The organism is Lysinibacillus pakistanensis (assembly GCF_030123245.1).
In the GTDB taxonomy this organism is placed as follows: Bacteria; Bacillota; Bacilli; order Bacillales_A; family Planococcaceae; genus Lysinibacillus; species Lysinibacillus pakistanensis.
On record NZ_CP126101.1, the window covers coordinates 3,902,094 to 3,918,147 of the forward strand.

Genomic DNA, 16,054 nt, shown 5'->3' on the forward strand with positions numbered 1-16,054 from the left:
CCTCTGTTGTCTAAATGCTTTGTTCAGTATTCATCCATTGTTCGTAAGCATTTAATGCTTCTTTTTCATAGCCTAGCTGCATCGATTTCAACATTGTTTGAATAATTAACTTTTCCTCTTCTGTTGAGTTTCGATTTAAACGATCACCATCATAAGCTGTTAATTGAAACCAGATTTTTAAAGACAGTCGATTTCCTGCCGTTATTATTAGCTCTCGTAAAATATCCCGACAATTTACCGTACCTTCAATTTCTAGTTTCACAAAAAAACTATCCCACACAGGTAGTATGCGAAGAATCTCTGTACAACTTATTACGCGGATAGCTTCCTTTTCATGAATTTGCCGCGTTAATTCGACATCCTTTTTTGATTTTTCATCTTCTAATATAAACATCGACAATATTTCTACGAGCTGATGTTTATGTGTTGATGCTAGAAAAGTACCACCACCATGTCTTGTTTCAATCAGTCCGAGCAATTCTAAACTTCGTAATGCCTCTCTTACAGAGGAACGCCCGACACCTAGACGCTCTGACAGAACTCGTTCGGAAGGCAGCTTCTCACCAGCTTGTATTTTTTCTATTTTTATGAGTTGACGTAATTGTTGGACGATTTCTAAAAACACTTTCTTTTGTTCGGTTTTTTTATCCATACGACTAACTCCCCTTATCAAAAAGTGGTCTGACCACTTTTAACGTTGTTTCTAGCTTACAAAATAACTGATGAAATGTAAAGAAAAAACTGCATAAAATTTATGCAGTTTCTAAATTCTTGTTTCATTTTATATTTTTTTTGTCGTTTGTGCGTGTTTTACTTTCACCTGTGCCTTTCCAAATCGTCGTTCCACTGTACCCTCAATATAAAGTATTTCATCCTCCTTTAAAAAGTCCTGCACAAGCTGAAATACTTGTGGAAATAGGGTGATGGACACTGTGCCATATTCGTCTTGTAGCTGAGCAAAAGCCATTTGCTCACCTCTCTTTGTACGAATTTTTTTTATCTCTTCAATCAAGCCAATCACTTTGACATAGGTTCCATCTCGTGTATGTTTTAACTCTCTGCATGTAACATTGGCATCCGGCCAGAAAGCTCGCTCTTCTGTTACAGGATGTGCTGATATATAAAACCCTAAAACTTCCTTCTCGTGCATCAGTTTTTCTTTTTGCGTCATTTCTTGAGCTTGCATATATTTGGGCTTACCGAAGCTAAAGGCAGTAGCTGAGGCCCAATCAATCTCTACTGTAGGTCTTAATAGCTCTGCATGCTTCAAAGCTGCTTCTACAGTCTTAATAAGTACAGCACGATCTTTCTCCAAATAATCAAGGGCTCCAGCAAAAATTAAAGATTCTATTACTTTCGGTTTAAAATGCTGAGCACTTAAAGCAACTGCTAGATCAAATAAATTATTCAATGCCTCTACATTCGATTGTTGTATGGCCTTAACCATCTCAATTAAGGGATGAGGAACACCTTTAATCCCTGATAAGCTATAGCGAATGCCATCATTTTCTACAGTGAAATATTTAGTACTATGTTTTAATGAGGGCGGGTAAAAAATTATACCCTGCTCTTTGGCTTCATTCACAAGCTGCTGAATCTTTTCCACATTTCCTGTTGCATTTGACAATAACGCTGCATAAAAGCTTTTTGGATAATGCGCCTTTAAATAGGCCATTTGATAGGAAATAACACTATATGCAACTGCATGGCTTTTAGGGAAGCCATAATCCGCAAAACGTACAATCAGTGCATACACTTCTTCTGCTATATGAATATCGTAACCTTGCTTCATCGCTCCATTGACAAATACAGCACGTTGCTCCTCTAAAACTTGGCGATTTTTCTTGCTGACCGCTCGACGCAGTAAATCTGCCTGTCCCATCGAAAAGCCTGCCATTATCGAGGCAATTTGCATGATCTGTTCCTGATAAACGATAACACCAAATGTCTCTTGTAAAATCGGCTCTAACACTGGATGTGGCATAACCACTAATTCTTGTCCTGATTTCCGTTTTGCATAGATTGGAATAAAATCCATTGGACCTGGCCGATATAAAGCATTGACTGCTACTATATCTAAAAAATGAGTTGGTTTAATGTCCCGTAAAGCTTGCTTCATGCCTTCAGATTCCAACTGAAAAATCCCTAACGTATCTCCCCTTTGAAGAAGTTGGAATGTTTTTTCATCTTGCATAGGGATTCGTTCAAACTCTATCCATGGTCCCCTTGCTTTATAAATTGACCAGCGTATCTGCTCTAAAATTGTTAAATTACGCAAGCCTAAAAAGTCCATTTTCACAAGACCACATGCTTCTACATCACCCATTGGCCATTGCGTACAATAAATATCATCATGCCCCTTCTCAATAGGCATTGTATTGACCAAGGGGGATGGTGCTAATACAACCCCAGCAGCATGTGTAGAGGAATTTCTTGGCAAACCCTCTAATTTCAAAGCTACTTCTAACCAACGACGATGCTTTTCATCCTCTGCTATCCAGCCTTGTAAGCCCTGTGATTCCGCGACCGCTTTTTGTAGCGTCATTCCAGGTTTATTAGGAATCAATTTCGAAATCTTTTCTAATGTTTCAGCTTCGAAGCCTAAAGCTCGAGCTACATCCCGAGCCACAGCTTTTGCAGATAATGTACCAAATGTAATAATCTGCGCGACATTTGCCTTACCATATTTGTGTGCAACATATTGTATAACCTTTTGTCTTTTATTATCTACAAAATCAATATCAATATCTGGCAAAGAAATACGTTCTGGATTTAAAAAACGCTCGAATATTAATCCATATGCTAGAGGATCTACTTGTGTTATAGAAAGACTATAGGCTACAAGTGATCCCGCTGATGAACCCCGGCCTGGCCCTGTTAAAATTTGATTTTCTTTGGCATATTGCATAAAATCCGCAACAATTAAAAAATAATCCGCAAAGCCCATTGAACAAATAATTTCAAGCTCATATTGTAGTCGCTCTTTATAAGCAGGTGGTATTTCATGCTCATTGAAGCGCATTGTTAATCCAGTAAACGCCTCTTTGACAAGCAAGTTCTCAGCAGTCTCTCCTATTGGCACTGGAAATTTAGGCATTTGCACAGGCATATGAGGAATTTTGGCAGTACAGCTAGCTAACATTGCTGCGCTCGCTTCAAGCCATTCAGGACGATCAGCAAACCAGCTGCTCCATTCACTCTGAGTTGGCACAAAATAACCTTGCAAGGCGGATACCTTTGTATCCGTGCATTTTTCACCTGTATCAATAGCTCTTACCACCTCGTAAGCAAAGTGGTCTTCAGGTCGTAGAAAATAACAACTTTGTGAAGCGACTAAAGGAACGCTTTCGTTTTTACACCATGTAACACAATCCTGTTCTGTTTCTGCAATCATCCCTGCTGGTCTAGCAACTCCCATAAATAAATGCTGACCAAATAATGCTTTTAGTGCACTTGCTGCCTCTGTCCAATGTCCAATTTCCATTATGTCATTAGAGGAAAGCAATGCTATACAGCCTGCTGCATACCCCTTCAGCCATTTCCAAGGCAAAACTTCATCCTCTCTTATCGAAACAGCACTACTAATCTTTAATAAATGCTGATAACCTTCTTGTGTCTTTGCATATAAAACTAAAGGAATTTGTAACTCCTGCCATTGTATGTTTATAGAAAGACCGACTACAGCATGAATATTTGCTTGCTGTAACGCCCTACAAAAAGGCAAAAGCCCATACAATTTCGAATTGACGATTGCACAGGCCTGCGTTTTTTGCTCTTGTAAAAAAGGGATCAATTGTTCAAGCCGAATCGTGCTTTTCAATAAATCCGCGCTCGTATGCATTTTCGTATATACATGTGTCAAATGAATCCCTTCCTTTCTTGATCTTGTTAGTTATTTGAGCGATACGTTTGACAAATTGCCTGTAAACGATTTATCACACGATCCGCTTCCTCCCATGAATAAGCAGTTGCCCCTGAAGCTAATGGGTGTCCCCCACCATTGAATTCCTTCGCTAGCGTATTAATAACAGGACCTTTCGAGCGTAAACGTACTCGAATTTGTTCCCCCTCCTCAATAAACACAACCCATGCACAAATACCTTTCACACTACCAAGGCTGCCTACTAAAAGAGAAGCCTCAGATGGTACAGCCTCAAAATCTGTTAGCAATTCCTTCGTCAGCTTTATATATGCTGCCCCATGCTCATCCATTTCAAAATTTTGATAGATATAGCCCTGTAAATTTAGTAATTTTTGTTCCATTTCATACATGCCATTAAAAATCTGATTTCTATCAAAATCATATGTAATGAGTTCTGCAGCAATTTTAAACGTTTTCGCAGTTGTACTTGGAAATTGAAATCTTCCTGTATCACCCACAATACCAGCAAATAGCAATCTTGCAGCTGCACTAGATAGCGACCAGTTGGCTGCATTGCGCCCTTCCTCAAAAAGCTCATAGATCATTTCACTACAAGAGCTAGCTGTCGTGTCCACCCACAATAAATCGCCATATGCATCATCATTTGGATGATGATCGATTTTAATAACCATTTTACCCTTTGTATAGCGTTGGTCGTCAACACGTTCAGTATTTGCAGTATCCGTAACAATTACTAAAGCATTATCATAAACATCATCAGTAATTTGATCAGGCTGTGCCATAAATGTTAAAGAATCATCATGCTCACCTACAGCAAAAACCTTTTTTTCTGGATAGTTGGCTAAGATTAATTCTTTTAAACCTTGTTGAGATCCATAAGCATCTGGATCTGGACGTACATGACGATGAATAATAATTGTCTCATATAAAGCAATTGTGTCGATGATTTGTCGTTTCAATATAATTTCCCCCAAAATGATAGTAATAACCGTTAGCATTTTTCATCAATAATCGTTACAATAATGTCTAGTTATGCTAGGAGGTTTACTATGCTCAATTTAATTTTTGTGTTTGCCATAATCATATCATTTGTTTTTTATTTTTACTTTAAAACAAAACAATTCCGTTCTCCATTACCGATTGCAAAAAAATGGTACAAAAGCAAGGCGAATGTAGGTTTCGGTGCCTTTATACTTTTTTTTGGTTGTAATCAAGCTTATTTATTCCCTGGATTATACACATTTATTATTGTAGCAATTCTTGTCGTTTTAGGCATCTTTGTTATTATTGAAAATATTAAAAAAGCACGACACTACGGTCAATTTGTTGAAGAGGAGTGCCGTATTAATCAATAAGCAAAAAAATAAGGGATGGCCTAATATTTCCACTAGGCCATCCCTTTTCCAGCTTAGCGCTCCAAGAGTTGGAACATCATCATTGCCTTCCCGACTAACATTTGCTGATTAAACACTTCGAAGTCCATTTTCACAAATTTACGACTCATGTCTAAAATTCGAGGTTTTACAGTAAGTGTACTTTCCATTTGTACAGGCTTGATGAAATAAATCGTCATGTTTTCGGCGACGGCATCGCCTCGCTTACGGCGCTTTAATGAAAATGAACCAACTTCTGCTAATAAAGTTGTAAATGCTCCGTAAGAAATCGCCCCATACTGGTTTGTCATTTGAGGTGTTACTTTAAACTCAACGATTAGCTCTTCATCACCAAGAACCTTCATTTCATTTTTTACTAAATCATCAATTGTTTCTCCATGTTGAGGCTGTCTTTGTGCAAGCTGAAGTGCCTTAAGCACATCTTGACGGCTAATCACGCCTTGTAAAATCGTATCATCATCAACGATCGGTAACAAATCAATGCCTTCCCAAATCATACGGTGACCCGCAGAAGCAACACTCATTTTCATGGATCCAGCAATCGGGTTTTTAGTCATTACCTTTTCAATAAGCTCAGTTTCTTCTCGACCGATTACGTCTTTCACAGTAATCATCCCAACAAGCTTATTATTGGCTGTCACTACTGGAAAGGCACCATGAGTAGTTCGCTCATTTAGCTTTTGGAAATGATGAATTGTTTCATCATTTTTTAGGACAGCTGTATCTGTCATCGGAACATAGATATCCTCAATAAATAATATATCCTTTTTGATTAATTGATCATAAATTGCTCGATTAATCATCGTCGCAACTGTAAACGTATCATAGCTTGTTGAAATGATTGGTAAATCTAATGAATCCGCAAGCTGCTTATTATCCTCCGTTGTATCAAAACCACCAGTTATTAAAACAGCTGCACCAGCTCGTAGCGCATTCTCATGGGCTTTAATACGGTTACCAACGATAAGCAAGCTTCCTGCATCTGTATAACGCATCATATCCTCTAATTGCATCGCACCAATCACAAATTTTGTCAGCGTTTTATGTAGTCCTGATTTCCCACCTAAAACCTGTCCATCAATTATATTGACAATTTCAGCAAACGTTAAGCGTTCAATATTCTCTTTCTTTTTCTTTTCAATACGAATTGTTCCAACCCGTTCAATAGAGCTAACTAAACGGCGATTCTCCGCTTCCTTAATAGCACGGTATGCAGTTCCTTCACTTACTTGCATTTCTTTTGCAATTTGACGTACTGAAATTTTATCACCCACGGGTAGTGATTCGATGTATTGTAAAATTTTCTCATGTTTTGTAGACAAAATATCACCTATTCCTCAAGCATCATTTCTGCTCTTAGTGTACCATATATTTTATAAAAATATTTAATATAAAGTGATGAATTTGTTTAACTTTCCCCATCGTTTCAACTATGCACGTGGTGTCAATTTATATAGTACAGCAGTGTCACTGTTTAGGAACAGTTTACTTTTTCACCGGCTTTTAAAATTTGCACCTCTGAATTTTGCACTAGTTCCGCAAAAATTTGTGGATCCTGCTCGATTGGAGGAAATGTATTGTAATGAATTGGTACGACAATTTTCGGCTTCAAAAATGCAACTGCACATGCAGCATCCTCTGGCCCCATTGTGAAATTATCACCAATTGGTATAAAGGCAATATCAATCGGATGGCGCTCACCAATTAATTTCATATCACTAAATAGCGCTGTATCTCCTGCGTGATAGATTGTTAATCCCTCAATAAATAATAAAACTCCTGCTGGCATTCCCATATAAATAATTTCATTATTTTCAGTTACATAGGAAGAACCATGGAAAGCTTGCGTAAATTTCACTTTACCAAAATCAAATTCTCTTGCCCCTCCTATGTGCATTGGATGCGCTTTCACGCCTTGCCAGGAAATCCAATTGGCCAGCTCATTTGGTGCAATAACAAGTGCGTCTTTCTTCTTTGCAAGCTCTACCGTATCACCAACATGATCATTATGTCCATGCGTCAATATAATAATATCTGGTGCTTCTTCCGCAACCTTTAAATCTGTTTGCCCATTCCCATTAATGAATGGATCAATCAATATTGTTTTCCCATAAGTTTGAATTTTAACAACGGAATGTCCATGATAGCTTATCTCCATTTTATAATTCCTCCTTGCACTATTGTTACGAATCCATGTGTCGAAAAGGCCAAATTGGTAACTGGTAATTAGTAAGCTACTGATTACTATTACACAATATGCCCCCTTTAATTTTTATTCGCTATTCATGCGCGTTTTCCCTTTTTTTGATATGCTTATAGGGAGAATTGTTGTCTTATCTTATCAGACTTTACCCGATTAAGAGACAATTATTCATTAGCAAAGGAGATGACCCGCTCAAAAGTAGAAGCCTCACCAAGCTTCAGCAGTAAAAAAATCTTTTAAGCAACAAGAGGAGGAAATGTCTATGTCAAAGGTAGAAGAAATTCAAAACTATTTACAACAAAACCAAATTGATGCTGCTTTCGTAACAACACCTGATAATGTTTTTTACGTTTCTGGCTTTAAAAGTAATCCACATGAGCGATTACTGGGCGTGATGATTTTCAAAAACGCAGAGCCTTTTTTAATTTGTCCAAAAATGGAGATTCCAGATGCGAAGGCTGCTGGCTGGTCACACGAGGTGGTTGGTCACCAAGATACGGAAAACTCCATGGAAGTTCTTGCCCAAACTATAAAAGATCGAAATGTGAATCCATCAGCTTTTGCTATTGAAAAGGCTCACCTTATTGTAGAGCGTTTTGAGGCACTACAGCAATCATTCCCGGAAGCAAATTTTGTCCGTCTTGATGAAAAAATCAATGCTTTGCGTGTTATTAAGGATGAACATGAATTAGAAAAATTACGTAAAGCTGCTGAACTTGCTGACTACGCAATTGAGGTCGGTTGTAAGGAAATCGCTGAAGGAAAAACAGAAATGGAAATTGTAACAGCTATTGAAAGTGCTATTCAAGAAAAAGGCTGTAAAATGTCCTTCGAAACAACAGTATTGAGTGGACCGAAAACAGCCTCTCCACACGGTATACCGGGTTCCCGTAAAATTGAAAAAGGCGATATGGTGTTATTTGATCTAGGCGTAAATTACGATGGTTATTGCTCTGATATTACACGTACAGTTGCCTTTGGTGAACCAAGCGAAGCACAGAAGGAAATTTATCATACTGTGCTAGCTGCCAATACAAATGCCATTGCTGCTGTAAAGCCAGGTGTCCGTGCAATGGAGTTAGATAAAATTGCCCGTGACACGATTGCTGATGCTGGTTTCGGAGAGTATTTTACACATCGACTAGGTCATGGCCTTGGCATTTCCGTCCATGAATTCCCTTCAGTGACAGGTGCTAATGAACTGATTATGGAAGAAGGAATGGTCTTTACAATTGAACCAGGTATCTACAAATCTGATGTAACAGGTGTCCGTATTGAAGATGATGTGGTTGTTACAAAAGATGGAGTCGAGGTGCTTACAAAGTTCCAAAAGGAATTAATTGTGCTTTAATGCTTCCTAATTACATTTAGTCCAATCAAAAAAGGAAGCACCATGAGTTTTCTCATAGTTGCTTCCTTTTGCTATTTCAATTATTGAAGTAATTCATCTACATCAACAAATGGCAGACCTTGAGAATCAGCTACCGCCTTGTAAACAAGTTGTCCATCTAACGTATTTACACCTTTTTTCAATGCAGGATTATCAAGACATGCTTGTTTATATCCCTTATTTGCGATTTGCAGTGCATAAGGAATTGTATTATTTGTTAAAGCAATAGTTGAAGTACGAGGAACAGCCCCTGGCATGTTTGCTACTGCATAGTGCACTACACCATGTTTAACATAAGTTGGATCATCATGTGTCGTCACACGATCGGATGTTGCAAAAATTCCACCTTGATCAATGGCAATATCAACAACTACTGAGCCTGGTTGCATAGACTTAATCATTTCCTCAGAAACAAGCTTAGGTGCCTTAGCCCCAGGAATTAACACTGCTCCAATTACTAAATCTGAGTTTTTCACGGATTCCGCAATATTATAAGGATTAGACATTAATGTTTGAACATCACGACCAAATAAATCCTCTAATTGACGTAAACGCTCTGGGCTTAAATCAATTACTGTTACATCTGCACCCATACCAACAGCTATTTTTGCCGCATTTGTTCCAGCAATACCACCACCAATAACAGTGACTTTACCGCGTGGTACACCAGATACACCGCCAAGTAGAATTCCTTTTCCTGCATGGTTTCTCTCTAGGAACTGTGCCCCAATTTGCGTTGCCATTTTACCTGCAACTTCACTCATTGGTGTTAATAGTGGTAAGGAACCATTTGCTAATTGAACTGTTTCATAAGCAATACCAACAACTTTTTTATTTAAAAGAGCCTGCGTTAATTCGATTTCTGGTGCTAAATGCAAATAAGTGAATAGGATTTGCCCCTCTTGGAAGTAGTCATATTCTGATGCAACAGGTTCTTTTACCTTCATAATCATTTCTTGTGACCATGCCTCTTTTGCTGTTTCAACAATGTGAGCACCTGCTTCCTGGTAGTCTGCATCTGTAAAGCTTGATCCTAAGCCTGCTCCTGTTTCAATGAATACTTCATGACCAGCATGTGTTAATGTAACAACTCCAGCGGGTGTCATTGCTACACGATTTTCATTGTTTTTAATCTCTTTTGGAATACCAATTTTCATCTTTCCTATCCCCTTCCATTACCTAAGAAATTAGCATCATTTTTGTAAATACGATTTTTTCCGTATTGATGCACCCCTTGCCCTTCCATATTACCAAAAATAATCAAAAAATGCTTTAAATAAAGCGATTACAGCTAAAATTAATAACATTTACAAAATACAAAATTTTCAAATTAATAATATTACATTTTCAGTTGGTATTCATAAAAATAGACACTCACCGTTTCTATTAACAAAATGTAATCTTCGTTTTTATAATGGATTCCCAGTTGGAAGTACTGTTCTTTGGACAACATTATATGAGGGAAATTGATATTTTAGCAGTTTCACAATAAAAGCCTTCACTTTTTCACATTTTTTCTTTCGGAAAGTATTTCCTTTAGAAAATCATTTGGTATAATCAGAATATATAAATCAGGGAGGTAATTTAAATGGCTAATCATTATAAAAGCATTGTAGTTGCAGTAGACGGTTCTAAGGAAGCAGAATACGCTTTCCGTAAATCAATTGACGTGGCAAAACGTAACGAAGGTGCTGTGTTAAACCTAGTAAATGTTATCGATACACGTTCTTTCGCTGCAATCGAAGCTTATGATCGTTCCATTGCCGAGCGTGCTCAAGCATTCTCTGAAGAATTATTAAATGGTTACAAAAAACAAGCTGAAGATGAAGGCTTAACGAACATTAACCTTGTAATTGAATATGGCTCACCAAAAAATATCATTACGAAAGAGCTTTCTAGCATCGTAGACGCAGACTTAATCATCTGTGGTGCAACTGGTCTAAATGCAGTAGAACGCTTCCTAATCGGTTCAGTATCTGAAGCAATTGTACGTTCAGCAAAATGTGACGTACTTGTTATCCGTACGCCAGAAAAATAATTAGTACATAAAAAGGTATCCAATTTTGGATACCTTTTTAATTATTTATCTTCTCGCCACATTTTCACTTTTTCAAAGAACATCGCTAGCGCTTGTTTATTTTGCATATTTGGTACCTTTGCCAGCAATACCTCTTTCGGTGCCTTAAAGTCCTGCCCCTGCTTTTGCAAAATAACAATGCTTTTCTCAAGGGCTCTGTTTGCAAATATTGTATCAGGCAGCTGAATAATTGCTTGAATCCAAGCATGCTTCTGGATATATTTATGCAATTGCTTAGATTGCTCTGAGTCAAAAAGATGGGATGGTGCAAGGAAGAATAAATAGCCCCCATCCTTCGTGTAGTTAATGGACTGCTCAATAAACAAATGATGTGCAAAACTCATTCCTTCTGAAGGACATAATTCATAATTCAATGCCACTTCCTCGTTCGGATAGTAACCGACTGGTAGATCACAAACAATTGCATCCACTGGATTTACAAGTAAATCCTCTAAAGCATCTTGACGGTATAAAGACACAGGCTGCTCTGTCAAATCAGCTGTTGCTGCGGCTAAACGAATAAGCAGCTCATCAATCTCGATACCAGTAGCTTCTATCTTTCCATCTAATAAATTCATAACTGTTAGTAGTAAATTCCCTGTACCAACCGCTGGATCCAACATAGCGATTTTTTCTGTTGCTAGACGATCTGCAAAAATCTGCTCCACAAAATAGCCAACTAATAGACCAAGTGTATCTGGTGTCATTTGATGATTAGGCTGAGAACCTTTTCTCATACCCTTTAAGATAGCAATTTGAACTGCTTTTCGTACTTCTTCCTTAGTTGCACCTTCTTGAGAAAAATCAACTACTCCATCTAGCCACGCCTCTAAACCATCCAAAACTCCTTCAAGCAAAGTAATATCTTGTTCTTTTTCTATTTTCTCAGCATGTTCATTAAGCATACCAAATAACTTCTCAATATTTTCCATAGATAACTTCCTTTCACGCAGAAAAGAGCCGTGACAAAACCTTGTCACAGCCCCTTTGTCTAGTAATATCTTAGCCTAAAAGCAGTATTTTATGCTAGTGCTTTGACAGCTTCAATCGCCGCTTCATAATTTGGATGGTCTGTTGCCTCTGGTACATATTCCACATATGTCACTTTGTCATTAGCATCCACCACAAAAACTGCACGCGTTAGAAGACGTAATTCTTGGATGTATACCCCATATGCTTCCCCAAATGAAAGGTCACGGTGATCTGAAACTGTTTGAACAGCATCAATCCCTGCAGCACCACACCAACGTTTTTGAGCAAACGGAAGATCAACAGATACTGTATAAATTACAACATTGTCTCCTAAGTTTGCTGCTTCCTCGTTAAAACGACGTGTTTGGGCATCGCACACACCAGTATCTAATGATGGTACAACACTAAATAAACGAATTTTCCCCTCAGAATCTTTCAATGTAACAGGTGAAAGGTCGTTCGCTAATACTGTGAAATTTGGTGCTTGATCTCCAACCTTTACTTCGTTACCAATAAGTGTTACTGGACCATTTTTAAATGTTACTTGTGCCATATAAACGCCTCCTAATCATCATATGTACATAATATTACTAAATGAAGGGAATTGTTTGCAACTAAGACAACTCCGTAATTCAATTTCAGGTACCACAAAAATGAGCTGCCCCATTTACTTGAGACAGCTCAAATTACTATTCCCCTTTTTTTTCTTCAAGAATGTCTAGGTCTTTTTCTATGAGGGGTTCAGTTGTAAGACTATCCTCTTTGATTGGTAATGGAGGTTGTGTTAATTCCTTTTCAATAAACGTATTTTCATGAACAACAGTTGTATCCGCAAAGAAATCATGTAAACCTTTATTGTCAGGTAAAATAACGACAAGAATATATAGTGGCATAAAAATATTACAAATTATTCGCCCAATCCAATCACGAAATATCACATCAGACCAAGTAAGTTTATCATGCTTTAGTGAAACCACACGTAATCCAAATACCATTTTCCCTAATGTTTGCCCAAAAAACTTTGTCATCAGAACGAAATAACTATAATACAGGATAGCAGTAATTATTGAAATGGGTGCATACCATACTGTTTCAGATAATGACCAATCCATTACATAAAAAATAGGGTTAATGAAAATGCCTCCAACTGCTGTAATAATAAATCCATCTAATAAAAATGCCCAAAAACGGATCCAAAATCCTGCTGTTTTTTTAGCGTAGTTTTTATTCATGATCGTTTTTTCGGATTGATCAATTAGTAGCTTATTACTGAGAGAGGATGAACCTTGCATAACAATTTCATGGTTTGTCATTGTGCTCCCCCTTAGTATTCGCCGTATAAGTACATCATTTTCGGTGCTTTATAATCTGTCATGATTTTCATCAGCATTTTTTCCTCAGTAGATGGACCAAAGACAGATCCAATCTTCATGCCAACATATGACTGCCAGCCACCCATTTCATATGAATACTCAAATAATTCAGCATCTTGTAAATCAAAATCTTCGCGTAATGCAGTAATCGTAGCTTCCTGATCACCAATTTCATCAATTAAGCCGGATTCAAGTGCCTTTGTACCACTTAGTATTCGACCATCAGCAACTTTTTTAACTTCTGCTTCAGACATGTTACGCCCTTTTTCAACAATATCAACGAATTCCTCATATGATTCATTAATCATGTCCTGCATCATGGCACGCTCTTCTGCTGTTACTTCACGCATAGGACTTAGCATGTCCTTATGCTCACCAGATTTAAACGTCTCATACTTAATACCAACTTTTTCTGCCAAAGCCTGATAATTAATTGATTGCATAATGACACCTATTGAACCTGTTATTGTATCACGTTGTGCAAATATTTTATCGGCTGGTGCTGAAATATAGTAACCTCCTGATGCAGCCATTGAATCCATAGAAACATAAATTGGTATTTCTCGCTCTTCTTTAATTTTTAAAAGTCTTTTATAAATTTCTGCAGATTCTTTAACACCACCACCTGGTGAATTAACACTTAAAACAATACCTTGTATCGAATCATCATTTAAAATATTATCTAATTGCCCTAAAAAGAATTGATGATCATATGCTACTGGTTGCCATAACGAACTTGAGCCAATATCTTGTATTGCTCCATCAATTTTTAAATAGGCTATCCGCTTATCCATATTACCATTTTCGATAACTGTCTCCATAACTGACAAATTATCACCAGCCATTAAGCTGTCAAAATTACCAAATAAATCTGATTTAAAAATTGCAAATACGGTGTTGATACCTAAAGAAAATACAAGTAATACACCTGCAATAATTAAAGCAGTCCACCTTTTTACATTCATGTCTTTCCGCCTCCTCTACACGTTATACGAATAACTTTCCAATATGTTTCATTTTTTTTGCAATACTATTTAAAAGTTTGCTAATTAATATTACCGAATATCATAAAAAAATCAAAGCTCAGTAAAAATTCATGAACTTTGATTTTCGACATTATTTCCTAGGAAATTATTTGTGAATTATTTTTTTCGACAAAAAGTAAATCTGTAACTATTTAATATTACATTTATTTTTCTCTTGTTGACGCAATTCAATACGACGGATTTTGCCTGAAGAAGTCTTTGGCAATTCAGTTACAAATTCAATGGCACGAGGATATTTATATGGTGCTGTTAAAGCTTTTACATGATTTTGAAGTTGTTTAATAAGATTATCATTTCCTATTTCTCCATCAATAAGTACCACAAATGCCTTTACAATATTTCCTCGAACCTCATCTGGACTTGCTACAACTGCCGCTTCTTTTACTGCAACATGTTTGATGAGAGCGTCTTCTACTTCAAAGGGTCCTATTGTATAGCCAGATGAAATAATAACATCATCTCCTCGCCCCTCAAACCAAAAATAACCATCTACATCTTTATATGCTCGATCACCAGTGATATACCAATCTCCTCTAAATTGTAAGCTAGTACGCTCAGGGTCATGTAAATATTTTTTAAATAACGCAGGCGTTTCACGATGAACGGCAATATCACCTACTTCTCCAACTGAAACAGGATTTCCAAAATCATCTATAATATCAACTGTATTTCCTGAAGTTGGTTTTCCCATTGAGCCAATTCTAGCCTCCATACCTACCATTGTTCCAACCAGTAATGTATTTTCAGTTTGCCCATAGCCATCTCTTACCTGTAAACCGAAAGTATCCACAAACACTTTTATTACATCGCTATTTAGAGGCTCTCCTGCTGAGACAGCTTCACGAACACTTTCTAAATTAAAATCTTGTAAATTTTCTAATGCAGCCATAAATCGATATTCAGTTGGTGTACAGCACAAGATATTAATATTGAATTTCTCAAGAAGTGTGAGATATGTTGCTGCATTAAATTTACCCTTGTACACAAATGCGGTTGCACCACTTCCCAATGTAGCAAGGAATGGACTCCAAATCCATTTTTGCCAACCTGGAGCTGCTGTAGCCCAAACAATGTCATCTTCCTGTACGCCTAACCAATTTGGAGCTGTTGCTCGTAAATGTGCATATCCCCAGCTATGTGTATGTACGGCTGCCTTAGGATTGCCTGTTGTACCACTTGTATAAGCTAAAAATGCCTTGTCTGAACTTTTCGTTGGAGTTGAACTTATGTAGTCTGTTGGTTGTTCTTGCATTTTTTGAAGTAATGACTGCCAAGGTTCATGAGCAGTACCTATTACGAATTGCTGCAAGCCCTGTAAGTTTTTCACGTTATCGAATTGCTCAATATATGGCTCATAAGCAACAATGCCCTTTGCATTAGCGTGGTTTATACGATATTCTATATCCTTTGCTCTTAGCATTTCTGAACTAGGAATAATTGTTATACCGGCTTTTAGAGCGGCAATATAGACAATATAGGCTTCTACTGATCTAGGCACCATCACGATAAGTACATCACCTTTTGTTAAACCTTGTTTTGTAAAAACATGTGCTGCCTGATTTGCCTTTGCAAGTAAATGTGCGTATGTAATAAATTGAACATCATCATTTTCATCATAAATAATGAGCGCATTCTTGTTTGCATCCTGTGCATATTTTTCAATTTCCTCTGTAATATTGTACCATTCAGGTGCAATTAAATCCTGTCTTTTCATGG

14 protein-coding genes are annotated in these 16,054 nt (G+C 37.3%); 3 read left to right on the plus strand and 11 right to left on the minus strand.

The features are described from left to right. Positions 1-10 precede the first annotated feature (10 nt). The 3 genes from QNH24_RS19475 to QNH24_RS19485 form a co-directional block, all read right to left on the minus strand. Positions 11-652, minus strand: a complete 642-nt coding sequence (locus QNH24_RS19475) for a FadR/GntR family transcriptional regulator (protein ID WP_283869152.1) — start codon at positions 650-652, stop codon at positions 11-13. A gap of 129 nt (positions 653-781) precedes the next feature. Continuing rightward, complete coding sequence (gene dnaE, locus QNH24_RS19480; RefSeq protein WP_283869153.1) at positions 782-3,862, minus strand: DNA polymerase III subunit alpha; 3,081 nt, start codon at positions 3,860-3,862, stop codon at positions 782-784. Positions 3,863-3,888: 26 nt separating this feature from the next. Continuing rightward, the gene (locus QNH24_RS19485; RefSeq protein WP_283869154.1) at positions 3,889-4,842 is read right to left on the minus strand and encodes a DHH family phosphoesterase; all 954 of its coding nucleotides are present in this window, start codon (positions 4,840-4,842) and stop codon (positions 3,889-3,891) included. A 90-nt stretch (positions 4,843-4,932) separates the two neighbouring features. Between QNH24_RS19485 and QNH24_RS19490 the strand changes: the two genes are divergently transcribed. After that, positions 4,933-5,238, plus strand: coding sequence for a YtpI family protein (locus QNH24_RS19490; RefSeq protein ID WP_283869155.1), 306 nt, complete (start codon positions 4,933-4,935; stop codon positions 5,236-5,238). Between the two features lie 53 nt (positions 5,239-5,291). Here QNH24_RS19490 and QNH24_RS19495 read toward each other — a convergent pair whose 3' ends face one another. Further along, a complete protein-coding gene (locus QNH24_RS19495; RefSeq protein WP_283869156.1) occupies positions 5,292-6,599 on the minus strand; it encodes a DRTGG domain-containing protein in 1,308 nt (435 codons plus the stop codon). 152 nt (positions 6,600-6,751) lie between these two features. Next, on the minus strand, positions 6,752-7,435 hold the full coding sequence (locus tag QNH24_RS19500; RefSeq protein WP_283869157.1) for a metal-dependent hydrolase: 684 nt from the start codon (positions 7,433-7,435) through the stop codon (positions 6,752-6,754). Between the two features lie 307 nt (positions 7,436-7,742). Between QNH24_RS19500 and QNH24_RS19505 the strand changes: the two genes are divergently transcribed. Next, the gene (locus QNH24_RS19505; RefSeq protein ID WP_283869158.1) at positions 7,743-8,831 is read left to right on the plus strand and encodes a M24 family metallopeptidase; all 1,089 of its coding nucleotides are present in this window, start codon (positions 7,743-7,745) and stop codon (positions 8,829-8,831) included. 80 nt (positions 8,832-8,911) lie between these two features. On the opposite strand, the gene ald is transcribed toward QNH24_RS19505, so the two are convergent. Further along, complete coding sequence (gene ald / locus QNH24_RS19510; protein WP_283869159.1) at positions 8,912-10,027, minus strand: alanine dehydrogenase; 1,116 nt, start codon at positions 10,025-10,027, stop codon at positions 8,912-8,914. Positions 10,028-10,458: 431 nt separating this feature from the next. Here ald and QNH24_RS19515 point away from each other — a divergent pair, with 431 nt between their 5' ends. Continuing rightward, on the plus strand, positions 10,459-10,908 hold the full coding sequence (locus tag QNH24_RS19515; protein WP_283869160.1) for a universal stress protein: 450 nt from the start codon (positions 10,459-10,461) through the stop codon (positions 10,906-10,908). Between the two features lie 41 nt (positions 10,909-10,949). Here QNH24_RS19515 and QNH24_RS19520 read toward each other — a convergent pair whose 3' ends face one another. The 5 genes from QNH24_RS19520 to mbcS form a co-directional block, all read right to left on the minus strand. Beyond that, a complete protein-coding gene (locus tag QNH24_RS19520; RefSeq protein ID WP_283869161.1) occupies positions 10,950-11,879 on the minus strand; it encodes a class I SAM-dependent methyltransferase in 930 nt (309 codons plus the stop codon). Between the two features lie 89 nt (positions 11,880-11,968). Beyond that, positions 11,969-12,472, minus strand: coding sequence for a thiol peroxidase (gene tpx / locus QNH24_RS19525; protein WP_054770901.1), 504 nt, complete (start codon positions 12,470-12,472; stop codon positions 11,969-11,971). 136 nt (positions 12,473-12,608) lie between these two features. Then, on the minus strand, positions 12,609-13,232 hold the full coding sequence (locus QNH24_RS19530) for an RDD family protein (RefSeq protein WP_283869162.1): 624 nt from the start codon (positions 13,230-13,232) through the stop codon (positions 12,609-12,611). A gap of 11 nt (positions 13,233-13,243) precedes the next feature. Continuing rightward, positions 13,244-14,257: a signal peptide peptidase SppA gene (gene sppA / locus QNH24_RS19535; protein ID WP_283869163.1), complete on the minus strand. Its 1,014-nt coding sequence runs from the start codon at positions 14,255-14,257 to the stop codon at positions 13,244-13,246. A 208-nt stretch (positions 14,258-14,465) separates the two neighbouring features. Then, positions 14,466-16,052 (minus strand): acyl-CoA synthetase MbcS, encoded by a 1,587-nt coding sequence (gene mbcS, locus QNH24_RS19540; protein WP_283869164.1) that lies wholly within the window; start codon positions 16,050-16,052, stop codon positions 14,466-14,468. Positions 16,053-16,054: the final 2 nt, after the last annotated feature.